Below are 25,910 nucleotides of genomic sequence, written 5' to 3' on the forward strand. Positions count from 1 at the left end.
TTTTATTTATGCCTAATAACCTCAAAACGTTCAATGTTGTAGTTTTCCAATGGATTTATATCTGCTTTTTTTAAAGCTATGTCTATTTGTTCATCAACAGTATCTACATCGCTTAAATCAGGCAATAAAAGTCCTGTTTTTCTTCCGATTCGAACAATAACGCCATATTTTTTAGGATCTAGAGTCTCGCGAGAGGCTTCTTCAGGAGGCATCAATACATCTACAGAATAAATTATATCATCCAGCTCTTCTTCTTCTACCGGTGAAAATCTAGGGTCTCTTTCGCCAGCTTCTATTGCGTTTTTGATTATTTCCTCTGCAGTATTTTCATAAGCTGGGAAAATAGTTCCTATGCATCCCCTAAGTTCGCCATCTTTTTTTAGTGAGACAAATACACCTCGCTCTTCATTTAACATATCCTCCGTTACATAACCTGGCATAGCTATTGTTTCCCCGGTTCTAACGTGATGCTCAAGTGTTTCCCGTGCAAGTTTAACATATTTATCTTCATTCTCTCTTATTTTTTTCATAGCACTTTTTCTTTTATCTATAATTTTTTCTAAGTAATTTTTATCATTCATCTCATCTGCATTAAACCTCATAACTCCATAGCCTATGCCAAAAGGACCTTCATAGGATAGTATTTCACCACTAATTTTTCTTCCTTCCATGGTACCAAGTAAAATATCAATAGATCTTAAACCACATTCTCCAGCAGATTCAATCATATCTTTATCCATATCAAATACGCCCATTACATCTCCAGATTTAAGAAGATCTAATATTTTTTCATCAAAGACTTTTCCTTCTGGACTATAACCATATGGAGCTTTATCATTGAGTTTATGGGATAAGTCACCAGAGGCTATTACCACAACATTAGTGTTAGATAGCTCAACGGCCTGCTTTATTGACATTCCAAATTTATATAAATCAGTTTCTGATAGAAGGCCATAAGTAATATGAACTAATTTATAATTACTATATTCTTTATTTATAAAATATAGGGGTACCATTGCTCCATGGTCAAGCTCATGGCTGATATTGTATCTTCCTGCAATATCCTCATTTATAGCAATTATAGGAACACCCATTCCATGAGCATAATTTTTTATACTTTCAGTTAAATTTAGATCTATTGTTATATCGAATTCTACATCTGGTGCATTAAAATTTCCGAAATCACCGGAAATGTGGTTGCTATCTGTTAATGCTATGGCATCTCTGAACATAGGCCCATGAGGGGTTATAATTATTATTGTTTCAGGTTCTAGCTCGCTTATTTCCTTTGCAACATTAAAACATGCATCTATAGTTGAAGCTGCATCTAACTCTTCTCCTTTACCAACTTCAGATACTAATATAGGTGGATGAGGCATAATAAAATGTCCTAATATTTTACCCATTATAAAACCTCCTGTAAATCAAATTTAGTATAAATAGAGAATCTGTTGAAGAAGTAATACTCTCACCTAAAGTTTAACACTTAAATTAAATTTAATACAAAGTTTTAATATAAAAAAATTCTGAAGAGTTAAGAAAAGGAATTATGATAAATATAATGCTTAGCTTTGATTGGATAAATGTGAGAAAAAAGCTATAAAATTAAATTATAATTGTGCCATAATATATAAGCTTGTGTTATAATTATCTTACAAATGAAATTATATAAAAAATTAAATTCATTATTACATTCAGAAAAAGGAGAGAGCAACAATGGCAAAAAAAAGAAGTATTAAGGGCGTCATTGTAGGTTTACTGTGTGCTTCTGCAGTTATACCACTTTTGATTGTCGGAATATTCAGTTATACTTCGCAAACAAAAACCTTTAAAGAGGATTTACATGTTCTACTTAAAAGTAATTTGTCAGAAATAATGAGTGTCATAGACAAGGAAACTAAGGGCAACATGGAAATGGTGGACATGCTTACTGTAAATCCAGACGCACAATCTATAATAAAAGATCCTCAGAGTGCTCAGAAGCTTTCAGTTACTTTAGATGGAATTGTTCAATCTCACAAAAGCATATGTAATGCATACATAGGAACTGCTAATGGAGTTTTCATGGTAATGCCCAAACAGGATCTTCCTGCTGGGTACGATCCGAGACAGAGACCATGGTATAAGGATGCTGTTAATAAACAAGGACAGGTTATACTTACAGATCCTTATGAAGATAGCTTAAAGAAGGGCACATTTATGGTAACCTTTGCTAAGACGGTAAAAGACTCTTCAAGTGGAGAAATGGTAGGGGTATCAGCAATAGACATAAAGCTCGATGATATTTCAAAGATGGTACAGGAAAAAAAAGTAGGAGAAAAAGGTTATATTGTTTTATTTGATAAGAATGGAACAGTTATAGGAAGCAAAGATAAGACAATTTTAAATAAGACTTCTAAGGAGTTAAATTGGATACCAAAGGTTATATCAAATAAAGAGGAGATGTATGAAGATACTATAAATGGAACAAGTTATCTGATATCTACAACTAAAGATAGTTCAACTGGATGGATAGCTGCTGCATTTATACCAAAATCGGAACTTACAAATAGAGTTAACGGTGCAAGAAATATGATATTATTAATTTCTTTAGCATCTTTAATAGCTGCATTATTTATAGGTAATCTAATAGCTGGATTGATAACGAAGCCTGTGGTTAGTTTAGAGAAGACCCTAGAAAAGATGAAAGATGGAGATTTTACAGAGAATATAGATAATAATATAGCTATTCATGAAATAGATAGAATTACTAAAGGAATAAATACTGTAAAAGATGAAATGGTGGCAATATTAAGCAACATACATCAAGTATCTGATGATATAAGATCCTCTTCAGGCACACTGAAAACAATAGCCGAGCAGTCCAACACTGCCGGAGAAGAAATATCTAAAGTAGTTCAAGAAATAGCTAGTGGTGCTGGTAAACAAGCAGAAGCTATGGAAGAAAGTCAAAATTTGATTATTCAGCTTGAAAGTGAAGTAGAGGAATCAATTATTAGGGCGCAAAATATGGTGGAAATATCAAAGGGAGTTAAAAATTCTACCGAAAATGGAACTAAGATAATTAAAGATCTAAGTAATAAATTTGTTTTAACTTCAAAGTCCAGTAGAGAAGTTTCAGGAAAAATTAAAGATTTAGCTGAAAAATCTAATGAGATAAGTACTATTACTGAAACAATCACTGCGATAACAGAGCAAACTAATCTTTTAGCATTAAATGCAAGTATAGAGGCTGCAAGAGCCGGAGAGCTTGGGAAAGGATTTGCTGTAGTAGCTGGTGAAGTTAGAAAACTAGCAGAGCAATCAGCTGAGTCTGCACTTCAGATAAATAAAGTAACAAATGAAATAAAAGCAAGTATCTCAGATCTATTGTTAAAGGTTGAATATTCAATGTCTTTAGATAAAGCAACTGGAGAAAGTGTCACTATTACTGAAAAGGCCTTTGAGCATATAGCAGGATCTATTATAGAATTAGAGGATAGCATTAAAATTGTAGATAAATCATTAAACGAAATAAATAATCATAAAGAATTAGTTATATCAAAAATACAGGAAGTTTCATCTGTATCCCAAGAAATAGCCGCTACTACGGAAGAGGTTAGTGCATCTACAGAAGAGCAATCCGCAGGACTTGAAGAGGTAGTTGCAGCATCTGATATTCTCGAAGGTTTTTCTAGTGATTTAAATGTATTAGTTAAAAAATTTAAAATTTAAATTAATATGAAGGTTTTGGGTAAATTCCTAAAACCTTTTTATTTTATAAAAAATTTGGAAATGATGTAAAAGTGTATTGACATATATATTGTTTTAGTGTACTATTCATATAGAACACTAAAACAATATAACAATTAAATGGAGGTGTGAAGATGAGTCTAAACTTTGATCAAAAGGTTCCTATATATGTACAGATAATGAATTTGATTAAAAGGGACATAGTTACTAAAAGACTGAATCCAGGAGATAAACTATCTTCTGTAAGGGATATGGCTGCAGAGCTGAAGGTAAATCCAAATACTCTTCAAAGGGCTTACCAAGAGCTTGAAAGAGAAGGGATAACTTATACACAAAGAGGGATGGGGACTTTTGTTATGGAGGATGAAGGTATGATTAAAGAATTAAAAAAAGAAATGTCTAAAGAGATTATAGATAATTTTTTAATGGGGATGAAAAATATCGGATTTAGCTCAGAGGAAATTCTAAAGATAGTTGAGGAGAAAGTTAAGGAGGATATGTAATGGATACTATATTAAAGGCTGTAAAGCTTGAAAAAGGTTACTTTAATAAAAAAGCTCTAGATGGGTTGGATTTAGAGGTTAAAAAAGGTAAGATTGTTGGACTTTTGGGGCCTAATGGAAGTGGTAAAACAACATTCTTAAAAATTGCTGCAGGACTTTTGAGAGCTACCAGTGGTGAAATACTGATAGATGATCATAAGCCTGGTGTGTATACAAAATCAATGGTGTCATATTTACCAGATAAAGATTATTTATTTAAATGGATGAAAATAAAAGATGCTATACAATTCTTTAAAGACTTCTACGAGGATTTTGATGAAAAAAAAGCAAAAGAGTTGTTAGAATTTATGAATCTGGATATCAACAGCAAAATTCCAACATTGTCAAAAGGAATGAGTGAAAAGCTATATTTAACACTAGTACTTTCAAGAAAAGCAAAACTTTATATATTAGACGAACCTTTAGGAGGAGTGGATCCTACAACAAGAGAAAAAATACTTGATGCTATACTAGATAATTATAGTGAAGATAGTTCAATAATTATAACTACTCATTTGGTCAATGATATTGAAAGGCTATTTGATGACGTTGCATTCATTTCAGAGGGGAAAATTGTATTAAGCGGTAACGCTGAAGAGCTTAGAAATGAAAAGGGGATGTCTATAGACCAGTTATATAGGGAGGTATTTAAGTAATGTTTAATTTAATAAAGTATGAATTAAAGGGCTACTATAAGGATTTTATTATAATGATTGGTGCAATAGCTGCTCTCAATGTACTTCTATTCACTAGAATAAATACATGGCCACAAGAGGCTGTGATATTTTGTTCATTTTTAATAAGCTTTGCAGCAGCAGTAGTAGTATTTATTTGGAATATAAGATTATTCAGTAGAGATTTGTATGAAGATAGTGGATATTTATTATTTTCACTTCCTCAATCTGGATATTCTATTTTAGGATCAAAGCTTATAACATCTATAGTTCAAGGACTAATAATAGGAGCAGTGGCATTTATTTTTAATTATATAAGTTTTCATGCTACTGGTAAGTTTAACATTGAATTTGGACTGATTATGAGAAATATAAGTCCAAAGTTTATCACAGAAAGCATTGTAAGCAGCTTATTTGAATATGTATATTTACTTACTACAATCTATTTTTCAATAGCTTTAAGCAAGGTAGCGATTAAAAAGAAGAAGGTAGGGAAATTGGGCGGATTTATAATATTTATTATTGTTTCAATTATAGTGGCTAAAATAACACAAATAATTGTTGACATTTTTCCTCAAACTTATAATTTAGATATACTAAAAGTTCAATCTGTAATAAATACGGCAAGTACTATTCCAATTAATATAGCTGCAATGATTCTGAATGTTATATTATTCATATTAATGTTTATAGCAACAGCGTATATTATAGAGAATAAAATAGATTTCTAGTATAACTTATTTGGGTAAAGAGGAGATTATTTAAAGTTTATAATTTGTTTATAATTAGTTTATAAAAAGTAGAGGAATATCTTTTAAAATAAAATTATGGGAAGCTTTAAAAAAGAACATCTTCGAATTGTAATCATTTTGTAACCATTTTTCATCAATATTTAACTTTTAAAAAGTTAATTTCTATTATAATTAAAATAGGAATAAGGGCATTAAATATTAAAGAGAGTATATATTTAAGCATAGGCAAATTAACTATTAACCTGGTTATTAGAAAAGGAACATTTATGGTATAGAGAGGGGAAACTAGTGGAAGGCAATAATAAAGAAGAACAAGGTATGGAATGTTTAGGAATGGCAATGGGGTTATGTACAGGCTTATTGGCAGGAGCTGTATTAGCCATGGTTACAAAGGATGCTAAGAGCATTATTATTATTATGACTTCCGCTGGTGGCATAATTGGGTATTTTATAGATGAATTTATAAGAGGGTATAAATAGATGAAAAGAACAGTGTATTGCAAAAGTGATCACTGTTCTTTATTGCATATTAAGCAAAAAAGGTATCTCAAACTACTTGAGATACCTTTTAATATCTATTGTGGAAGAAGTACAAATCTAACAATAAATAGTGCTGCAAGCACATATATTATTGGATGAACTTCTTTGTGTCTTCCTGTAAAAACCTTCATTATAGGATAAAAGATTATTCCAGCTGCAATACCATTAGCTATACTGTAGCTAAAAGGCATTATTGAAATTGTAAAGAAAACAGGTACAGCTTCAGTAAAATCGTCAAAATTTATATCTTTTACTGAACTAAGCATAAGAGAACCTATTATTACTAAAGCAGGAGCTGTAGCTTCTGCTGGAACTATACCTACAATTCCACCGAAGAATATTGAAAGAGCAAAAAGTATTCCCACTATTAAGGATGTTAATCCTGTTCTTCCACCTTCGGCTATACCAGCAGTAGATTCTATATAAGTGGCAGTAGTAGTAGTACCAAAAAAGGAACTTATAGTTGTTGCTATTGCGTCAGCGAGTAGGGCTTTTTTCATATTTTTAATTTTGCCATCTGGAAGGATCATATCAGCTTTTTGTGCTGTTCCAACTAAGGTTCCTATTGTATCAAATAAGTCAACAAGACTGAAAGTTAATACTACCATCACTATGCTTGTTAATGCACCGATAAAGCCTGTACCGTTATGATTTAAAAGCCCTTTAAAATCAAATGCCATAAAAGTTGGTGCTATTGATGCTGGAGAGCTTAATATATTTAATCCTGATATATTTGTAATCCCCATAGGTATACCAACCAGTGTAGTTATTATTATTGATATCAGCATTGCTCCTCTTACTTTTCTTGCCATAAGAACTCCCATAAGAACTATTCCCAGTAAGGTAAGTATAGTATGAGGATTTGAAAAACTCCCAAAGCCTACAAGAGTTGCTGGATTAGCTACTATTATGCTTCCGCTTTTTAATCCTATCAAAGCTATAAAAAGACCAATACCGCCTGTAATTGCTATTTTTAAGTTTTCTGGTAGACAATCTACTATCTTCTCTCGAATTGAAGTAACTGTAATAAGTATAAATAAAATACCTGAAAGAAATACTGCTGCAAGAGCTTGCTGCCATGAATAACCAAGAGTTAAACATACGCTATAGGAAAAGAAAGCAGTAAGTCCTATACCTGGTGCTACTGCAAAAGGCAGGTTACCATAAAAGGCCATTATGATTGTACCTATTGCTGAAGTTAAACACATACCAACAAAAAGAGAAGCAACTACGGGGTCATTTATTGATGAAAGGCTTGCTGCAGCATCACCTTTTAAGCCAGCAGCATTCATACCTGAAAACTTCAATATATTTGGTATAACTAAAAGTGCATATGCCATAGTTATGTAAGTTGTGAAACCTGCTAATATTTCAGTCTTGGCATTAGTTTTGTTTTCTGATAGTTTGAATACTGAATCTAGAATAGATTTTTTGGAATTTGTAGATACTGTTGAATAAAGTTTGGAATTAAAACCGAAAATAAGATTAAAATATTATTAAGTATATCAATAGTGATAGTTATCAATATTGATGATTATCACTATTGATAATCATTTATATAATGATATAATTATTTATGTAAGGATTGTGTAAATGAAGTAATATTTAGATTTAATTTCATAATTTAATTAAAATTAGAGGAGGAAAAAGCTTTGAGTAAAATAGCTTTAATCACGGACACAACAAGTGATCTTAATGAAGAAATAATAAGAAAGTATAATATAAATGTACTTCCTTTTAGAATTATATATAAAGACAGAGAGTATAGGGACAAGATTGAGATAACGCCTGAGCAAGTATATGAAAATTTAGATAAGGAAGTTCCTACATCATCTATGCCAGCTTTAGAGGATATGGAAAATCTATTCGAAACCTTAGAAAAAGAAGGGTATACTCATGCTATAGCTATAGTATTATCTTCAGGATTATCAGGAATTTATAATGGAATAAAGATAGCAAGTGAAAATCATCCTAATATTACTACACACATATTTGATTCAAAATCAATATCATGGGGTGAAGGCGTAGTAGTGGAGGAATGCGGGAAGCTTATTGAGCAGGGAAAAAGCTTTGAAGAAATAGTTGAGACTTTGCCTTCTATAAGAAAACGAGTTCATCTTTTCTTTGTAGTTGGAACATTAGAGTACCTAAAGAGGGGCGGTAGAATAGGAAAGGTTTCAGGAACTATTGGAGAACTTTTAAATATAAAGCCTATAGTTTCAGTAGACATAAATGATGGAAAGTATTATACTCATGAAAAAGTCAGAGGGAGAAAACAATCTTTGAATAAGATTATGGAACTTGTAAAGGCAATTTTAGACGAAAAGAAATGTAGATTTTATGCCTTACATGGATATTCCTTAGAGGATTCACAAAAGGCTTTTAATGAAATCTCAAAGCATCCAAATGTAACAGAATCAATATTTGGAGGATGCATAAGCCCAGTATCAGGAGTTCATAGTGGACCTGGTCTTGTAGGTTTAGTTTTGTTTGAGGAAGAGTAATACTTATGGGGAAATTTAGCATAGACGAAAGTATTAAGGAAGAAGAAAAAAGGCTTTATGAAGAATATAAAAGAAAGCTGCTGGAATTAAAAAAGGTTAAGAAAGAGAATGAGGCTGTAGGACAGGTATTTACAAAAGGATTACTGCCAATTTATGTACTTTATGTGCTAAGTTTAGGTGCTACCAATGGAAATGATATCTCTCATAAAATAGGTGAGAGAACTAAGGGAAGATGGATTCCAAGTACTGGAGGAATATATCCTATTTTAAAAAAGTTAGAAAAAGAAAAAATGGTAGTTGGAAAATGGGATGATTCAAAAAAGAAAATTCAAAAGATATATACTATAACTGAATTAGGTACTGATGAACTTGAAAAACGAAAAGAGCTTTTAAAGGGTAAAATTGAAGAGGCTTTAGAAGTATTTAAAATAGTATATAAAGATTTGTACGAATAAAAAAACCTATACTCTTTATTCAGAGACTATAGTCACCGGATAAAGAGTATAGGTTTTTTATTTGTACTGAAAGCTATATTTTAAATTTTTTTTCTTTGTAATCCCTAAAATTATAAGTTGTAGACTTTTTAGTTATATAGAAGCCATAAATGATTGTAAGTAATGCTGCGCCATAAGGAAGAATTATATTTATCATACTAAAATTAGATACAAAAGTATGCAGTAACTTGTCCTCTAAAAGCATTTTAAAAGAGGTATGAGCAAGAACTGCACCTCCTATGTAAGGAACCATAGGATGCTTGTTCATTAGTTTTGCTACATACTGACTTCCGAAAAATATAATTGGTATATTAAGCAGAAGTCCAAATACAATTAGCGCAATATTTCCATGTGCGGCACCTGCAATTGCAAGTACATTATCTAAACTCATTGTAGCATCTGCTATGATAATGCTCCATATAGCGCCCATAAATTTATTAGAAGAGTTTACATTACAATCTTCTTCTTCACAGTCTGGTCTAATAAAATTCCATGTTATTTTTATAAGCAACAGTCCTCCTACTAATCTTATAGGAAGCCACTCAATCATTAAAATATAGGTTATAAGTGACGCAAATATAATTCTAAGTAAAACAGCAGCAAATACTCCTATAGCTGAAGCTTTCTTTGCAAGATGCGGAGGAAGTTTCCGAGTTGCAAGAGCAATTACCCCTATATTATCTCCACTTAGAACTATATCTAAAAGTGTAATCTGAGCTGCGCCTATTAATGAAGGAATTAAACTATCCATATTATTCCCTCCCTCGTATGATTTGCTTTCATATAATATTCTAGCACACAAAATAAACTATGCCAAATGGCAAGTTGTCCTTATAATAAGTATATTATTATATTTTACTTTATATAACCTGGTTAGTAACACTTTATTAAGCCGTAGAATATATTAAAATAAGTTATTAATTTTTAACCAACTTAAAGAGAATCAATAATAGGAGTGGTTACTTTTGAAAAGGTTAAAAAAATTTCTATCCTTTTTCGTAACGGCACTGATGACAGTTTCTATTGTAGCCTGTGGTAATACTAATAATAAATCAGATACGAATGATGGAAAGAAATTACAGGTAGTTAAGGTAGCCTTTGATAATGCTCCGTCAGAGGCTGGAATAATACTAGCAGATAAACTAGGTTTTTTCGAAAAGCAGGGAATAAAAATTCAATATGTAAAATTTAATTCTGGTGCAGACGAGCTCTCTGCCATTGTATCAAATCAAGTTGATGTAAGTAGAGGAATAATAAACGCAGCTTTATTCAATGCATCAAACCAAGGTATAGGCATCAAACTGGTAGCAGATGGGGGACATAATGTTCCAGGTAAAGGGTATTTTCAAATTGCGCTAAAAAAGGGATTAGGAGCAAAATACAAAACCTACCAGGACATGAAAGGAATGAGAATAGCTATTGCTTCAGTTGGTTCAATTAATGAGCTCTTTGTACAAAAAGCATTAGAAAAGGGCGGCTTAACCAAAAACGATGTTAAATTTGTAATAGTTGATTCTTTCCCAGATATGCTTACTGCTGTAGCAAATAATAATGCAGATGCTACAATGCAGATTGAGCCATTAATAACTAAAGGTGTAGATGAAGGAATACTTGAGTGGTGGAAAGACCCAGATGAATATGCAAAAGGAGAAGAAATATCAGTACTTATGTATAGTCCTAATTTTTGTAAAGATAAAGAATTAGGAAACAAATTTATGTTAGCTTATCTTCAAGGGGTTAGAGCTTATAATGATGCATTAGTATATGGTGATAAAGATAGAGATAAGATTGTAGACATTTTAACTAAAAATACCTTTGTAGACAAAGCAGATATTTTCTTGAGAATGAAGCCACCTGGATTAGATCCTAATGGATATGTATTAAAACAAGGTGTTATAAATGACCAAAAGTGGTATATGCAAAGTGGTCTTGTGAAAAAAGAAGCGGATGTAAATAAGTTGATTGACAATAGCTATGTAGAAAATGCTTTAAAACAAATAGGTGAGTACAAATACACCAAGGGGGACTGATAAATAATGCAAATTGTAGATGAAAAAATAGTTAGATTTGAAACAGAAAAAAAGCTGGAAAACAAAAGTAAGCTTAGTAATAAATCAAAAACTAGAATTCTAACCGTATTATCTCCGCTGGGGTTACTGATTATTTGGGAGATTCTTGTTAGGACACATGCACTTGACAGTAGATTTTTTCCGGCTCCTACAACAATTTTAGTCACACTGTGGGAAATGATAAAAACCGGCATACTCTTTTCTGATTTGAAAATAAGTTTATATAGAATCTTTGGAGGATTTTTGCTCGGAACAATACCTGGTCTTATTATTGGTTTGACTATGGGGTTGTTTCCAATAGTGAAGATTATGCTGGACCCAATTGTTGCTGCGACTTATCCAATACCTAAACTGGCGTTGATGCCATTAATTATGATATTGCTTGGATTAACAGAATTTGAAAAAATGGTGGTAATAGCTCTTGGAACCTTTTTTTTAGTTTTGATGAATACAGTTGCAGGAGTAGTTAATTTAGATAAAATATATATGGATGTGGCGAAAAACTATGGTGCAAGTAAAAAAGATTATTATTTGACTGTTGCACTTCCAGGTGCACTTCCTATGATATTTACTGGATTAAAGCTTGGCATGGGGATGGCATTACTATTGATAGTTGCAGCAGAAATGAATGGAGCATCTGAAGGAATAGGATATCGTATATGGGAATCTTATTCAATATTTAATATTCCAGAGATGTTTGTCTCTTTTATTATGATGTCTCTTCTTGGATATATTTTTACAGTAGCTCTTGATGAAATAGAGAGAATTATAATTCCTTGGAAACAAGATTGAAGAGGATGATTAGTATGAATGAAATAAATTCATTAAAAAGCAAAACATATGATGGCAAAGTGAAAATAGAAATGGAGAATTTAGCTAAGAAGTTTAAAGTAAAGAAATCTGAAGTAGTTGCATTTCAAAATGTAGACTTAACAATAAGGGAAGGGGAATTCTGGTGTTTTGTAGGTCCTAGTGGATGTGGAAAAACAACTCTTCTTAGAGTACTTGCTGGGCTTGAAATGCCAACATCAGGGGTATTAGAGATTACTCACAATAATAAAAGCAACCCACTAAATTCTATGGTTTTTCAGGAACATGCAATTTTCCCTTGGATGAATGTTTGGGACAATATAGCATATGGTTTGAAAAATAGAAGATTGCCATCAAATAAAATTAAAGAAGTAGTAGATGACTTTGTAATAAAAACTGGACTAGAGAAATTTGCAAAGGCATTTCCACATCAATTATCTGGTGGTATGAAACAGAGAGTAAGTATTGCCAGAGCTTTTGCTAACGATCCGGAGATACTGCTTATGGATGAGCCTTTTGCATCCTTAGATGAACAAAATCGTATTATTTTACAACAAGAACTGCTTCAAATATGGGAAAGTAATAGGAAAACTGTTGTATTTATTACTCATAGCATAGATGAAGCAATTTTTCTGTCTGATCATATTATGCTTATGTCTGGACATCCTGGTGGAGTAAAAGATGTATTTGAGGTAAATATGCCTAGGCCTAGAGATATGTCAGAAATGAGAAAAAAGCCAGAGTTTAATGAACTTTTTATAAAGATATGGTCGCAGCTGAAAGATGAGGTAAAAAGGTAGGAAAATCAATATTTAAGGGGACGTATTATATTCGTCCCCTTATTTAATTTCACAAGAAAATTATGTATTAATAGTTAAGGCGCTGAATAATATTTTAAATATACGTTAATATTAAGAAATTCTTTATTTTGTTTATTGCAGAAAAGCTATATTTATGTTATAACCTATTAGTGGGTATTTAAATAATTGAAATTTTACTAAAGTGATGTCTTCATATTTTGAAGTCTTAATTTATGAAGCTTTAGATAACGTATACATATTATCAAGTTGGGGGGATGACTATGCTAACTTACATGTTTATTTTTTTTGCTAAAATTATTGAAGTATCACTTATGACTATAAGAACTGTTCTTATAACAAGAGGAGAAAAGCTTTATGGTTCACTGATAGGCTTTGTTGAGGTATCTATATGGCTTTATGTAATAGGTAAAGTGCTTGTAAATATTGATCAAGATCCTATCAAAATGGTAGTATATGCCTTAGGATTTACTTGTGGAAACTATATTGGATGTATATTAGAAGAAAAACTTGCATTAGGAATAGTGACAATAAATTTAATTTCCTCTGAAGAGGATGGTAAAAAATTGGCAGAGCTACTAAGGGAGCAGCAGGTTGGTGTTACTGTGGTAGAAGCTGAAGGATTAAAAGAAGATAAAAAAATGCTTATAGCCCATGTTAAAAGAAAGAGAAAAAATGAAATACTAAGAATTATAGAGAATTCCGATATAAAAGCTGTAATTTCAATAGTTGATACTAAAACTGTGTACGGAGGATATGGAATTAAAAAATAATTTTAAAATAATTATAAAGTTTGTTAAAGTTTTACACGAAAACTATAATTAGTAATTTAACATAAGAATAATTAGTTTTAAAGTTATTTTTACTTGAAACTATAATAAAGGAGAAGTATCTTAACATGGGAGTATTAATAGTTGATGATTCTAGATTTATGAGAAGTATAATAAGAGGAATATTTAATAAACATAATATAGAGATCGCAGGCGAAGCAGGAAACGGCAGGGAAGCTATAATTAAATATCAAAGTTTGATGCCAGATGTAGTTACAATGGATTTAACTATGGCTGAAATGAGTGGTTTAGAAGCTGTAAAGGAAATAATGAAAATAGACTCTAAAGCCTACATAATTGTATGTTCAGCTATGGGGCAGCAGGCAATTGTAAGGGAAGCAATTGATGCAGGGGCTAGGGGATTTGTAGTAAAGCCTTTTGATGAAGAGGATTTAGTAAATGAAGTAAAAAAGGCATTAAAAGCAAAATAAAAAATAATAAGAAGACTGCGTATTATGCGCAGTCTTCAGCATTTTGCAAAAGTGGCTTTGCTACTTTTGAATTTAAGTTTCTCATTTTACATGAGGTATTGTGACAGTATTCACAACAGTGATCCTTTTCATTGTATGCTATTTGAGTATCTGCACCATATACATAAGACATTGATTTTGCAGGATATAGCATGCAATCATTAATAATTCTAATATTGTGAATGTCATCATTCTTAAACATTTCAACTATTTCTTTTTGGTACTCTAAATCAATCTCACCATCACCAGGAGCAATTTTACTTGTAAGTCCTAATTCTAATTTATGTGAGTCTATACATATTTCATTGAATAAGTCAGAACTCACGTGAAATAGATATGAGCTTGCCATGGTATCTAATAGAATTGCTTCAAAAAATTTTCCTTCTTCAAAAAGACTTTCAACTTTTTTGCAAGATTCATCTCCTATTGTTACGAGACAATATACTATATTATTGCATTTCTTTAAAGAATCTAAATCTAAGTTATTCGGTTTTTTATCTATTTTATACATTCCTAAAGGAGTAGAATATTCTATAAGGTAATAGAATAAATAATCGTACATTTTGCTTAATTCCTCGTACGGAGGTGTCTGGCAGTAAGATTGAACTGTTTCTATAATCTTCTCTTTATTTAATTTTACTTTGAAATCAGATACTACTTTCATTGGCCCCACCTCGTATTTATACAAAATTTTATTTATAAATATATTATAATAGAACATAAAGAAAATTGCAAGTTATATAGTGAATTATTTCAAAAAATATTAAAAATCATTGGATTGTAAGCCATTTTTAGTGCCAATAAGGTTCAAAATGGACTTTATCTTGCAAAAATGATGAATACAAAAGTTTTATACCAATCATACCAATTCATAAGTATTCATAATTATATAAAATTATTTATATAACAAAATCTTTTATTTAGTTAGGAGATGTGTAATAATAGTTAAGGGGATTAAAAGGAGATGATAAACATGGTTATAGTAAATGCACTAGGCAGCGTTCTAAGTATTGTGGCTATGATTACTGTAGGATATATACTAACCTCAAAAGGTTGGTTAGATGAAAAAACATCAAAGGTCTTTTCAAAATTAGTATGTAATATATCCCTCCCATGTCTTATGATATCTGATTTGATGGGAAACTTTGATAGAAACAAATTAAATAGTTTAGGCAAAGGTTTGGTTATTCCTTTTTTTTCGATAGCATTATGCTATTTGTTAGCAATAATTGTATCTAAAGTTATCAAGGTTGATAAACATAAAGTTGGAACTTTTAGATCCATGTTTTTTGTATCTAATTCTATATTTATAGGCCTTCCTGTAAATCTTGCATTATTTGGATCAAAAAGCATTCCATATGTTTTGCTTTATTATATCGCTAATACCAGCTTTTTCTGGACAATTGGAGCTTATGGCATAAGTACGGATGGACAGTCTAAAAAAAGTAGCATATTTTCAAAAGAAACCTTTAAAAGAATAGCATCCCCTCCGCTAATGGGTTTTGTGATAGCTATAATACTTATAATGTTAAATATTCAAATTCCAAAGTTCATTATGGATACTTGTAAATATTTTGGAAATTTAACAACACCTTTATCTATGTTATTTATTGGTATAACAATATACTCTGTGGATATAAGCGAAATAAAAATGGATATAGATATGATAGCTATACTTTTTGGAAGATTTCTTATATCACCTATATTGGTTTTTATTATGGCTTATTACTTCCCAATACCGGAGCTCATGAAGAAAGTTTTTGTTGTACAAGCTGCTATGCCTGTGATGACCAATACAGCAATAGTTGCAAGAACTTACGGTGCAGATCATAAATATGCAACAGTGATGACAGTAGTAACTACTATATCAAGTTTAATATTTATACCAATATATATGGCACTATTAGGATAGTGCCAATTTTAAAAAGCTAATTCTAATTAAACCCATGGAAGAGTATAATTAGAATTAGCTTTTTTATACCTTTGTTTAAATATAGGAAAACAAACTTACCGCCTTATAGCTCTATAGAGAAACTAACTGACCGCCTAGTAACTCTATATATTATCAGCAATTACACTTTTAATTTTATCCTTTATGTACTGATTTCTATAAATAATGTCAGAATTGAACTTACACTTATTAACTATTGCCATAAAGGTTATATTTTTATTTGATCTTAACAGGCCAGCAACAGCTCTATCTATTTTTTGATTTATAACGTGTATTTCTTTATAATGTACCATTTTATGCAATATATAATTTCTTAATTCAGGGTACTGTCTTATGACAAAGCGAGTTACACCTGACTTTTCTGCAACAATAGCAAATACTAATCTTTCTTTATTATAAATCATGTTTTGTATAACATTATCAATGTCATTTTTATATTCTTCTATATCTTTATAAAAGGTTTTCGTAGTACTTAAACAATTTTCCATGTTTAATCTCCTTATTCGACGATATTTACAATATAATGATATAACATTATAGTAATATTGTAAATTTATATATTCTTCAAAATAGGCATTTATGTCTAATTATGACAATTAATATACGTTATATCATATTAAAAAGGCTGAAATATCAGCCTTTTTAATATGATTCATTTCATTTTTAATTGGAGCTTAATAAGACGATTTAATATATGAGAACTTTGTTCTGGAGTCAGTCTATTCATATATATAATACAGCGATAGCATTTTCTGTTAAATTTATTTTTATATATAAACTTAAAAATACAATTTATAAAGTTTTGAATAATAGAGGGTTTATATATTTCAGCGGCACAACCAAATAGTTCCTTAATGTGGTTTTCTCTTATTAACCAAGTATCAATCATGATATTTTTCTTGTTATTAACTCCATAAAGCAGAGCATCTAAACATAATTTCATAAATTTATTGCGGCTGCCAGCACATGAATTTTCTACATGTATTTCAATAAAACCTGTTGGATTATACATACAACTCTTTGGTAAGTCTCTCCAGCTAAAGGCAATAATATAGATATAGATACTTGTCACAGCTATAGCAATTAAGATTAAACATGCAACAAAAGCTTCTTCACTTACTAAGTTAATCAAAATTATTGATGTCAATGTTCCATAAAAAATAAAGAAAAACATTGATTCAAATAAAGATACTCCTCTTTTCATAAAAATACCCCTACCTAAACTAATATATTGCAATGTAATAGGTTATTATTAAAGGAGTTTTATTAATAATATAATATGTATTATAATTTTATTAGCTACACCGTAACATAAAAATAATAAGCGTTGATGTATAAAATAATAAAATACATCAACGCTTTTATTCTCTTTATGTAAGCTTTTTATATAAGTAGTATTATTTCTCATCAATGGTATTTTTAGCAGCTGAAGTCCATTGGTTATCGGTAGCAGTTTTATCTTTTTTATTTGTAGAGTTTGATTCTTCAAGAGAATTTTCGGGTAATGAAGTCCATTGATTATCAGTGTCAGTTTTAAGTTTTTTGTCCATTATAAAACCCTCCTTTCGTCTGTAACTATATTTTTGGCTAAACTAAACAATTAATTCTATGAAATATTTTCATAATATATCTTGCCATTGGTAGATAGTGCAGCAAAAGCCACTTTATTTATATTTCTAATTCCTTTTTTATTTAGTTCGCTGTAGAGCCAATTTTCACTTTTATTAAGATACATCAGATTTTTTTCTATAATTTTACCATCTAAAACTAGTTCAATTGCTGACCCTTCATATTTAGTTGGCATATTAAGATCTTGAGGAGTCAGTGGGCGGTTTTGTGATTTTAATTGAACACTCAACTTACCACTAGGTTCAAGAATAGCTAATTCAACCTGATTTATGTCAAAGATCTTTTCTTGTCTCAATTGCTGACTTAAATATTCATAAGAGAAATTCAAACTAGCTAAGTTACTTTCTAAAATCTTTCCATTTTTAATTAAAATCGTTGATTCGCCAGCAAAAATTTTACGGATACACTTGTATTTAAAAGATAAATAAGATATAGCCATTACTATTAGTGGTATAAGCATCATACAAAGAATAAAATTTAAAATATGTACCTTTAAGTTAAAAGCTAGGTTACCTGCTACTGTTCCAAGAGTAACAGCAGCAACATAATCAAAATATGTTAGTTTAGACAAAGTTCTTTTATTTAAAAATCTAGTAGAGCCTAAAAGCATTATTAGGGCTAAAAATACTCTCAAAATTATTTGAAAAGGTTCAAACAAGGAATGTCACCTCCAAAGATGTATTCTGTTCGTAAGATATATGTAATTTACAAAGCATAAATGCTATTTATGTCCCTATTATCTGCTAGAAACTTAAATTTAATTCTTTCATTAGTATGATGTTTTCATAATCATACTCAAATAATTCAAAATATACATTTGTTTTTAATATAAAGGCTATATTTTTAGATTTCTTAATGGTAACATGTAGGTTATAAGTTATTTATGTTCGCAGGAGGAACTATAATTGAAGTTAGAATATGAAGTAAAGAGAGTAACAAAATTGTATGACAGCTGTGATAAGTGTGGTCTTCCAACAATAAATTGTATATGTAATAAAGTAAATAAGATAAAGTCTCAATCAAAAATTTTAATTTTATCAACAGAAAGGGAGTTTTATAGGCCATCGAATACCGCAAGACTATTGAAGTTAATTAATTCAGATTCCACTGAAATTTTCCTTTGGGAGAGAACAAAAAAGCCAGAAAAATTGATTGAATACATAAAGGATGATAGATATTCAACTTTTTTATTATTTCCAGCAGAAGATGAGGAATCAAAGAAAAGAAAAATAGAATATCTTGATACTGATAAAATTCCTGCTTTTATTATTATAGATGGAACATGGAAAGAGGCCAGAAAAATATTTAGAAAAAGTGACTATTTAAAAGAACTGCCTATAATATCATTAGAGTTAAATTATAAATCAGAGTTTGATATAAGAAAAGGAGCTGTCAAAGGGAATTTATGTACAGTAGAAACCGCTATAGAAGTGCTTAGATTAAATGGAGAAACCGAAAATTCTTTGGAAGTTAAAGATTTATATAAATTATTTTTAAGAAGCTTTAAAGCAGGTATAAGTGGACATAAGTTAAAAGAATAAATCGGAAAATTTTTTAAGAGGAGGGAGTTTTCTACCCCCTCAAAAGTTGTGGTTTCAATATATTGCTTAATTCAGAAAATGGGATCCGTATTACTGGTATTTCCGATGCTGCTGGAGCAATTTCATGAAATCTAAAAAATATAACCAAATTGTTATTATCTAAGTAATATGGCTGATCTTCTGCAATTCCCTTAAATTGTTTGCTAGAGATTGACGGATATAGTTGTTTATTTTCATTAATCTTTTGAGTGATTAGTTTATTTAGTGTATCTCTGTAGTCTACACCTTGTTTAAACAGACTTCTAAGAGGCATGGATTCACCAGAGCTAAGATCATAGTTATAGGTTGTTCTAATATAACTATTCCTTCCGCCAATATACTGCTGATAAATTATTGATATACTTAAAATATTATTTTTATTATAAGTTACTAAATAAGTATTTGAAATCTCAAAAGGGGTAAAAGGTTTGCCTTGCTTTATCAAATTTTTGCTGTATTCATTTGCGGCAGTTTCCATCTGACTTTTAAATTCTAATATATCGCTTTTTATATTGTCATTTATGTGCTGAAGAACTCTAGGATTAATTTGTCCTTGAAATACAGGTATCTGCAGTGACTCGTGTATTTTGCTAGTTTCACTGGATATATTTTTAGTACTTACTGTTAGAGCATTTCTATTAGATACATTACGATTTTTTACATAGTAAGAACTATACTCTTGAAATGGACAAAGTGTATAATGTGATTTAAAAGGGCATAGCATAATATATACCTCCTCTATACTCTATATAGATATCTAATTTGGGTGCTTGACTTATTAGCGGTATTCATAGGAGTACCTCTTCTGTACTGTTAATAATTTTAGTTATCTCTAGGGCTTGCTGCTAAGAACCTCAACAATCTTAAATAAACTCGCTGTGCTCAAACAGTATTTAAAATTGTTGAGGTTCTAAAGCAGCTTCGCCAAGAGCTAACATAAAATCATTAAATGTACTGCCAGATGTACCGCTATGAATACCTTGATTAAGTCAATTATCGAAATTTGATATCCATAGGTGTACTAGGCTGAAAGTTAACTTTCTAGTTAGTTTCCCTATACTTATTAGAGTATGTTAGCATCTTTAAAAAGTTGCGTTTTTAGAATAATAAGCAGTTAAGTATTCCGTATACTTAACTGCTTATTAAATTTAGATTTAATGGTTGTCCTAAGTGCTGCTCTAAGCGTTAGTGGGGCTATCAATTGCTTTGGCAAGGATCGATAAGGTTACGATAAAAAATATTGGTAATATATGTTATAAAACATATTATTTTAAATTATATTTGATATATATTTTCAGTATTTGTTTACACTATATATTATAAAGACTTAATATGAGAAGCTATACAGAATAATATAGATTTGGAGTGGAAAAGTTATGAATAGTTATAAAGAAAATAATAAAGTGAATAAAATACACGTTATATTATTAATAGTATTTTTTGTAGCACTAATTATATCCGTTGTTAAGCCTAAAAGTTATCTTATATGGATTTTAGAGGCTTTCCCAATAGCTATAGGAGTTTCAATATTAATATTTACTTACAAAAAGTTTCGATTTACAACCTTTGTTTATATACTTATTTTAATTCAAATAACCTTAATACTGATTGGAGCCCATTATACTTATGGCGATGTGCCAATATTTAACTGGTTAAAGAAAGCATATGGACTAAAAAGAAACTATTATGATAGGTTTGCACACTTTATTCAAGGCTTTATATATGCCTTTATTATAAGGGAATTATTAATACGAAAGTTGAAGCTTAAGAAAGGCATAATAGTATCTATTTTAGTTGTTTGTATTTGTCTATCAACAAGTGCTTTTTATGAATTGACAGAATGGGGAATAGCTATGATAGCAGGAGAAAGGGCTAATGATTTTTTAGGATTTCAAGGGGATATATGGGATACTCAGTGGGATATGTTTTGGGGGCTAATAGGTTCTATAATCTCTATATCTAATTTTTATAAAATTCATGATAGGTACATAAGTAGACTAGAAAAACACCATTAGTAAAAAACTCTATTATCAATTAAGTATTGAAAATCATTGTTAATCACAAATTAAGTAATGTTCTATTATTTTTATAGGAAAAGGTTATGTTTTCATATTTGAAACATAACCTTTTCCTATAATATAAATTAATACCTTAATATGGTTTTAGTGCTAGAAATATAAAAAAGGGTTTAGGAATTTGATGTAGAATATTTAAATAACATATATTTATAATAATACAACTTTTCAACTATTAATTCATTATAAAGATCGTTAAATATGATCCATATGACATATTGTGTTATGCTTTGCTAATTGCTACAATGTTGTAGCTTATATTTATAAATCTCAGTACGATATTGAGTAATAAAACTATTGACTTTGGGAAAACATGGTAATAAAATATGTTTATAAATCAATGCTTCGAAACATCTATTGAACTATGAATTCAGCACTGGGGGAAAATGAATGTATAAAAAGTTTATATCCTATATGATTCTATTATTTGCTGCATCATTTTTATCAGTATACATGCTAATGAATTATACTATAACTCAAAATGGCAATAGGAATACTATTTTAGATAGAATACTCCCAAAACAAAAAGAACAATCTAAAGATACAAATAAAGAAGTAGACCCATTAAAAGAACAAATTAAAGAAATGACTTTGGATGAAAAAATTGGCCAGATGTTGATGGTTGGAGTAGATGGATATACTTTAGACAACGATTCAAGAAAAATGATTGAGGAATATAAAGTTGGTGGATTTATTATACTAGGACAAAATGTCCAAAGTACAAATCAATTGTTGAATCTTGTAAATGCTCTTAAAGCAGCTAATTTGAAAAATAAAATACCTATATTTGTATCTGTTGATGAAGAAGGTGGAAGAGTAGATAGGATGCCGCGAGAATTAAAGAGGTATCCGACTAATAGAGAAGTTGGTCAGATTAATAATAGTAATCTATCCTATAATATAGGAAATGTAATGGCAGAAGAACTTAAATCTTTTGGATTTAACATGAATTTTGCTCCAGTACTAGATGTAAGTAGTAATCCTAACAACTCAGTAATAGGAGATAGATCATTTGGTTCCACATCGAAGATCGTAAGTAAGTTAGGGGTCGAAACAATGAAAGGTCTTCAATCAGGAAATGTTATATCAGTGGTAAAACATTTTCCAGGACATGGAGACACATCAGTAGATTCTCATATAGAGTTACCTACAGTGACTCATGATTTAAATAGACTTAGAAACTTTGAGTTTATTCCATTTGACGAGGCAATAAAAAGTAAAGCAGATGCAGTGATGGTAGCACATATTTTATTATCTAAAATAGATTCTACAAATCCTGCTTCATTTTCAAAAGCCGTAATTACCGATATATTAAGGAAGCAGTTAAACTTTAATGGTGTAGTAATTACAGATGATATGGCAATGGGTGCTATAGTTAAAAATTATAATATAGGAGAAGCATCGGTGAAGTCTGTGGAGGCAGGAAGCGATATAATTTTGGTGTCCCATAACCATGAGAATGAAGTCATGGTTGTAAGTGCCTTAAAGAATGCAGTAGAAAATGGGGTTATTACAAAAGAGAGAATTGATGAGAGTGTATATAGAATATTAAAACTAAAACAGAAATATGAATTAAAGGATAAAGCTATAAATTCTATAGATGTTGATAAAATAAATGAGAAAATTAATGGGGTTTTAAACAATTACTAGTTAAACATAATAATTTATGCTTAATCAGTAATTTACCAAGTTTAAAAGGTAACTACTAGCAATTATATATAAGCTAGCAGTTACCTTTTAATTTACTATAAAAAGTTCAAATAATATTAGTTTAAGATACAAATAATAACACAGTAGACATTGAATAGATAGCTGTATAATAAATAATATTATCTTATTATAAAATAAAAATTCCTAAAAGATAAAAGGAGTGAAGTTAAATGGCAGACAACTATTCCATAACATTAGGATCTCCTGAGGAGAGAATAAATCCATTTCATCCTGCATGGAATAAATATGGAGGATATTTTAATCTAAATGATTTTGCCTTGGATTTTACATTAGAAGGCGTAGTAAATAATCAAAATAGCAAAGTAGCACTATCTAATTATAAAGGAAAATGGGTAATACTATTCTTTTACAGCTCAAATTTTTCTTTTGTATGACCTACTGAATTGGCGGCAGTTGCTGAAAAACATGATAAGTTTATAAATTTAAACTCAGAAGTTTTGGCTGTAAGTACAGATAGTATTCTTTCTCATAAGATGTTTATTCAAACCTCACCTTCGGCAAATAAAATAAACTATCCATTGTTATCTGATAGAAACTTTGAAATATCTAAAAAATATGGAGTTTTTGATGAAAATGGTGGTTATGCTTATAGAGCTACATTTGTAATAGATACGGAGGGTGCAATAAAAAGTTATTTAGTATATCCAGATTCAGTAGGGAGAAATATTGATGAATTACTAAGACTTTTGGAAGGTCTTCAATATAATCAAAAGACTAACCTAGGAGTACAGAGTGGATGGAAGCCTGGAGACTCTGGAATAGAAGTTGGATGGGATCATATTGGCAAGTATTAGTGATATTTATCGTTAAATCAAAGACTTAAGATGCATATCCATAAAACATTAATAGTAAAATATTACCTGGGTAATGTTGTAATTAAATAATTAAATAGATTAAAAATTTTTAAGAAATTGCTATAAAAACGTGATTAATTTACTTTATTAATCTTTTTAATTAAGATACAATAGAAGTGGATTTAAGTGAGGTTTTGAAGTCTAACGGAAAGAAAGGTGTTTATAATATGGAGTCTAATAAACTATTTCTAAATAATGGGAAAGATGAAGAACAAGAGAAGCAAAGTTGGATTTCAAGAATAGCAAAAGGAAAAAAAGCCCGTAAAAAAACTGGCTATGGGCACTGTAATGCCTATTCTTCTGTAGTTTGCTTGAAATGTGATAAGTGTTGGGGATATAACAATAAGAGTTATCAACAGTCAAATGAATAGTAATTTTTCTTTGGTAATACAGAGAGATAAGAAGCAAGAGGATAAATATAAACTCTTGCTTTTTTATCTTATTTTCAAATTTTTAAAATACTGTACTTATAATATACATATACAACAAATTTCTAAAATATATATATCATAAAGAAATTGTAATTAAGGAGATGCAGTATGAAAAAGTTTTTAAATGTACTTATACCCTGTGCCATTGTTTTCTTAGCAGTTCTTTTGCTTAAAAAATATTATTATAACCAACCAATAAACCAAAACATAATTGTTAAGAATGAAAGCTTAAATTATAAAACTAGATATAAAGGATTAAAGGATGCCGTAGATTTTACTATGGATCAAAATGGAAATTATTACATAGCTTATAGGGACAATATTCAACTTATTAAAAATAGTGGACAAAGCTACGATGTTTTAAAAAAACCTAATTTTAATATATCTAGCATAGAGTATTTTGATAATAAGCTATATTTTTCATCAGATACAAAACTATATTGTTATGATTTATCAAGTAAAAACTTGACAGAAGCAATGAAAGATCTTCCAAACTACGGAGATTATAGGAATAGTTTGATAAAAATTAAGGGAGATTATATGTATATAACGATAGGTGCTGTAACTAATTCAGGTGTAGTAGGAGAAGACAACAAATGGATAAAAGATGCTCCTTATATTCATGATATAACTCCTAAAGATATAACATTAAAAGGGTTAGATTTCGGCAAAGATAAAACAGGTGCATTTCAAAGTTACAGAACAAAAAGTATAAAGGGACAGATAATACCTGAACACTTTCCAGGAAATGCTTCAGTTATAATATATAATTTAAAAACAGGAAATAGCGAGACCTTCGCTTGGGGTATAAGAAACATAACAGGAATGGATTTCACAAATGAAGGAAAACTAATAGCAGCAGTAGGAGGAATAGAAAATAGAGGTTCTAGACCAATTAAAGGCGATTGTGACTATCTGTATGAAATAAAAAAGGGTGTGTGGTATGGATGGCCGGACTACAGTGGAGGAGATCCTGTAACCTCGCCTAGATTTAGAGGAGGGGTAAATGGCCTCCAATTTATACTTGAAAATCATCCGACAACAAATCCCCCAGCACCTATATATCAACATAAAAATTTAAGTTCTATAAACTCTGTTGCTGTAGATTGCGCTGGTGTACTAGGAGAAAAAAATTGTATATATTTTTACGATAAGTTAAATAATGAATTATATGGATTTAATGGATCAGGATCTGTAAAAGAAGAAGTGAAATTTAACGAAAGTACTAAAATTTCAAGCTTAAAGTTTTCAGGAAAGAGTTTAATGGTTCTTGACGGAAGTTCTGGTTATTTATATAGTATAGAAAAAGGAATAGTTAACAAGGGTTTGAATATAAGTAAGGAGTTTTATGCATATCTTTTATGTATAGCTGTAGTTGGAATAATAGCTGCTTTAAAACTAATAAAAAGTTCGAACTAAATAGA

The 25,910-nt window shown here is 30.2% G+C and carries 28 protein-coding genes; 19 read left to right on the forward strand and 9 right to left on the reverse strand.

Features of this window, described 5'->3' with window-relative positions; genetic code table 11:
- Nucleotides 1–2 precede the first annotated feature (2 nt).
- A complete protein-coding gene (amrA, locus tag ACZ5N4_RS12950; protein WP_464210540.1) occupies nt 3–1,406 on the reverse strand; it encodes an AmmeMemoRadiSam system protein A in 1,404 nt (467 codons plus the stop codon).
- A 310-nt stretch (nt 1,407–1,716) separates the two neighbouring features.
- Between amrA and ACZ5N4_RS12955 the strand changes: the two genes are divergently transcribed.
- From ACZ5N4_RS12955 to ACZ5N4_RS12975, 5 genes are all read left to right on the forward strand, one after another.
- A complete protein-coding gene (locus tag ACZ5N4_RS12955) occupies nt 1,717–3,714 on the forward strand; it encodes a methyl-accepting chemotaxis protein (RefSeq protein WP_464210542.1) in 1,998 nt (665 codons plus the stop codon).
- A gap of 152 nt (nt 3,715–3,866) precedes the next feature.
- A complete protein-coding gene (locus tag ACZ5N4_RS12960; protein ID WP_464210544.1) occupies nt 3,867–4,235 on the forward strand; it encodes a GntR family transcriptional regulator in 369 nt (122 codons plus the stop codon).
- Nucleotides 4,235–4,930 carry an ABC transporter ATP-binding protein gene (locus tag ACZ5N4_RS12965; RefSeq protein ID WP_464210546.1) on the forward strand — a complete coding sequence of 232 codons (696 nt, stop codon included), beginning with the start codon at nt 4,235–4,237 and terminating at the stop codon, nt 4,928–4,930. The genes ACZ5N4_RS12960 and ACZ5N4_RS12965 overlap by 1 nt, the downstream gene beginning before the upstream one ends.
- Nucleotides 4,930–5,679 (forward strand): hypothetical protein, encoded by a 750-nt coding sequence (locus ACZ5N4_RS12970; RefSeq protein WP_464210548.1) that lies wholly within the window; start codon nt 4,930–4,932, stop codon nt 5,677–5,679. The genes ACZ5N4_RS12965 and ACZ5N4_RS12970 overlap by 1 nt, the downstream gene beginning before the upstream one ends.
- A gap of 309 nt (nt 5,680–5,988) precedes the next feature.
- Nucleotides 5,989–6,180 carry a hypothetical protein gene (locus ACZ5N4_RS12975; RefSeq protein ID WP_464210550.1) on the forward strand — a complete coding sequence of 64 codons (192 nt, stop codon included), beginning with the start codon at nt 5,989–5,991 and terminating at the stop codon, nt 6,178–6,180.
- A gap of 95 nt (nt 6,181–6,275) precedes the next feature.
- On the opposite strand, the gene ACZ5N4_RS12980 is transcribed toward ACZ5N4_RS12975, so the two are convergent.
- The gene (locus tag ACZ5N4_RS12980) at nt 6,276–7,721 is read right to left on the reverse strand and encodes an NCS2 family permease (protein ID WP_464210927.1); all 1,446 of its coding nucleotides are present in this window, start codon (nt 7,719–7,721) and stop codon (nt 6,276–6,278) included.
- Between the two features lie 171 nt (nt 7,722–7,892).
- Between ACZ5N4_RS12980 and ACZ5N4_RS12985 the strand changes: the two genes are divergently transcribed.
- A complete protein-coding gene (locus ACZ5N4_RS12985; RefSeq protein WP_464210552.1) occupies nt 7,893–8,744 on the forward strand; it encodes a DegV family protein in 852 nt (283 codons plus the stop codon).
- Between the two features lie 5 nt (nt 8,745–8,749).
- A complete protein-coding gene (locus tag ACZ5N4_RS12990; RefSeq protein WP_464210554.1) occupies nt 8,750–9,199 on the forward strand; it encodes a PadR family transcriptional regulator in 450 nt (149 codons plus the stop codon).
- Nucleotides 9,200–9,272: 73 nt separating this feature from the next.
- Here the strand turns inward: ACZ5N4_RS12990 and ACZ5N4_RS12995 are convergent, their stop codons facing one another.
- Nucleotides 9,273–9,989: a TerC family protein gene (locus ACZ5N4_RS12995; protein WP_464210556.1), complete on the reverse strand. Its 717-nt coding sequence runs from the start codon at nt 9,987–9,989 to the stop codon at nt 9,273–9,275.
- Nucleotides 9,990–10,203: 214 nt separating this feature from the next.
- Between ACZ5N4_RS12995 and ACZ5N4_RS13000 the strand changes: the two genes are divergently transcribed.
- From ACZ5N4_RS13000 to ACZ5N4_RS13020, 5 genes are all read left to right on the forward strand, one after another.
- A complete protein-coding gene (locus tag ACZ5N4_RS13000) occupies nt 10,204–11,268 on the forward strand; it encodes an ABC transporter substrate-binding protein (RefSeq protein ID WP_464210558.1) in 1,065 nt (354 codons plus the stop codon).
- Between the two features lie 6 nt (nt 11,269–11,274).
- Nucleotides 11,275–12,099 carry an ABC transporter permease gene (locus ACZ5N4_RS13005; protein ID WP_464210560.1) on the forward strand — a complete coding sequence of 275 codons (825 nt, stop codon included), beginning with the start codon at nt 11,275–11,277 and terminating at the stop codon, nt 12,097–12,099.
- A gap of 14 nt (nt 12,100–12,113) precedes the next feature.
- Nucleotides 12,114–12,917 carry an ABC transporter ATP-binding protein gene (locus ACZ5N4_RS13010; protein WP_464210561.1) on the forward strand — a complete coding sequence of 268 codons (804 nt, stop codon included), beginning with the start codon at nt 12,114–12,116 and terminating at the stop codon, nt 12,915–12,917.
- Nucleotides 12,918–13,198: 281 nt separating this feature from the next.
- Entirely contained in the window at nt 13,199–13,708 is a 510-nt protein-coding gene (locus ACZ5N4_RS13015; protein ID WP_464210563.1) for a DUF2179 domain-containing protein, read from the forward strand.
- 125 nt (nt 13,709–13,833) lie between these two features.
- Nucleotides 13,834–14,196, forward strand: coding sequence for a response regulator (locus ACZ5N4_RS13020; protein WP_464210564.1), 363 nt, complete (start codon nt 13,834–13,836; stop codon nt 14,194–14,196).
- A gap of 22 nt (nt 14,197–14,218) precedes the next feature.
- Here ACZ5N4_RS13020 and ACZ5N4_RS13025 read toward each other — a convergent pair whose 3' ends face one another.
- A complete protein-coding gene (locus ACZ5N4_RS13025) occupies nt 14,219–14,899 on the reverse strand; it encodes a 5-methyltetrahydrofolate--homocysteine methyltransferase (protein ID WP_464210566.1) in 681 nt (226 codons plus the stop codon).
- Nucleotides 14,900–15,208: 309 nt separating this feature from the next.
- Here ACZ5N4_RS13025 and ACZ5N4_RS13030 point away from each other — a divergent pair, with 309 nt between their 5' ends.
- Nucleotides 15,209–16,147 (forward strand): AEC family transporter, encoded by a 939-nt coding sequence (locus tag ACZ5N4_RS13030; RefSeq protein WP_464210567.1) that lies wholly within the window; start codon nt 15,209–15,211, stop codon nt 16,145–16,147.
- Between the two features lie 143 nt (nt 16,148–16,290).
- On the opposite strand, the gene ACZ5N4_RS13035 is transcribed toward ACZ5N4_RS13030, so the two are convergent.
- The 4 genes from ACZ5N4_RS13035 to ACZ5N4_RS13050 all read right to left on the reverse strand — a co-directional run bounded on the left by ACZ5N4_RS13035 (nt 16,291) and on the right by ACZ5N4_RS13050 (nt 18,473).
- The gene (locus ACZ5N4_RS13035; RefSeq protein ID WP_464210568.1) at nt 16,291–16,674 is read right to left on the reverse strand and encodes a hypothetical protein; all 384 of its coding nucleotides are present in this window, start codon (nt 16,672–16,674) and stop codon (nt 16,291–16,293) included.
- 164 nt (nt 16,675–16,838) lie between these two features.
- Nucleotides 16,839–17,390 (reverse strand): hypothetical protein, encoded by a 552-nt coding sequence (locus ACZ5N4_RS13040; RefSeq protein ID WP_464210570.1) that lies wholly within the window; start codon nt 17,388–17,390, stop codon nt 16,839–16,841.
- Nucleotides 17,391–17,583: 193 nt separating this feature from the next.
- Complete coding sequence (locus ACZ5N4_RS13045; protein WP_464210571.1) at nt 17,584–17,736, reverse strand: hypothetical protein; 153 nt, start codon at nt 17,734–17,736, stop codon at nt 17,584–17,586.
- 56 nt (nt 17,737–17,792) lie between these two features.
- Nucleotides 17,793–18,473, reverse strand: a complete 681-nt coding sequence (locus ACZ5N4_RS13050; RefSeq protein ID WP_464210572.1) for a YetF domain-containing protein — start codon at nt 18,471–18,473, stop codon at nt 17,793–17,795.
- A 247-nt stretch (nt 18,474–18,720) separates the two neighbouring features.
- Here ACZ5N4_RS13050 and ACZ5N4_RS13055 point away from each other — a divergent pair, with 247 nt between their 5' ends.
- Complete coding sequence (locus tag ACZ5N4_RS13055) at nt 18,721–19,356, forward strand: tRNA-uridine aminocarboxypropyltransferase (RefSeq protein WP_464210574.1); 636 nt, start codon at nt 18,721–18,723, stop codon at nt 19,354–19,356.
- A 31-nt stretch (nt 19,357–19,387) separates the two neighbouring features.
- On the opposite strand, the gene ACZ5N4_RS13060 is transcribed toward ACZ5N4_RS13055, so the two are convergent.
- The gene (locus tag ACZ5N4_RS13060; RefSeq protein ID WP_464210575.1) at nt 19,388–20,119 is read right to left on the reverse strand and encodes a DUF3298 and DUF4163 domain-containing protein; all 732 of its coding nucleotides are present in this window, start codon (nt 20,117–20,119) and stop codon (nt 19,388–19,390) included.
- Between the two features lie 652 nt (nt 20,120–20,771).
- Between ACZ5N4_RS13060 and ACZ5N4_RS13065 the strand changes: the two genes are divergently transcribed.
- From ACZ5N4_RS13065 to ACZ5N4_RS13085, 5 genes are all read left to right on the forward strand, one after another.
- Entirely contained in the window at nt 20,772–21,410 is a 639-nt protein-coding gene (locus ACZ5N4_RS13065; RefSeq protein WP_464210577.1) for a DUF2238 domain-containing protein, read from the forward strand.
- 450 nt (nt 21,411–21,860) lie between these two features.
- A complete protein-coding gene (nagZ, locus tag ACZ5N4_RS13070; RefSeq protein ID WP_464210578.1) occupies nt 21,861–23,120 on the forward strand; it encodes a beta-N-acetylhexosaminidase in 1,260 nt (419 codons plus the stop codon).
- A 230-nt stretch (nt 23,121–23,350) separates the two neighbouring features.
- Nucleotides 23,351–23,995 carry a peroxiredoxin gene (locus tag ACZ5N4_RS13075; RefSeq protein WP_464210580.1) on the forward strand — a complete coding sequence of 215 codons (645 nt, stop codon included), beginning with the start codon at nt 23,351–23,353 and terminating at the stop codon, nt 23,993–23,995.
- Nucleotides 23,996–24,171: 176 nt separating this feature from the next.
- Nucleotides 24,172–24,426 carry a hypothetical protein gene (locus ACZ5N4_RS13080; protein ID WP_464210582.1) on the forward strand — a complete coding sequence of 85 codons (255 nt, stop codon included), beginning with the start codon at nt 24,172–24,174 and terminating at the stop codon, nt 24,424–24,426.
- 168 nt (nt 24,427–24,594) lie between these two features.
- Complete coding sequence (locus ACZ5N4_RS13085) at nt 24,595–25,905, forward strand: PQQ-dependent sugar dehydrogenase family protein (protein WP_464210584.1); 1,311 nt, start codon at nt 24,595–24,597, stop codon at nt 25,903–25,905.
- Nucleotides 25,906–25,910 lie beyond the last annotated feature (5 nt).

The organism is Clostridium nitrophenolicum (genome assembly GCF_055391695.1).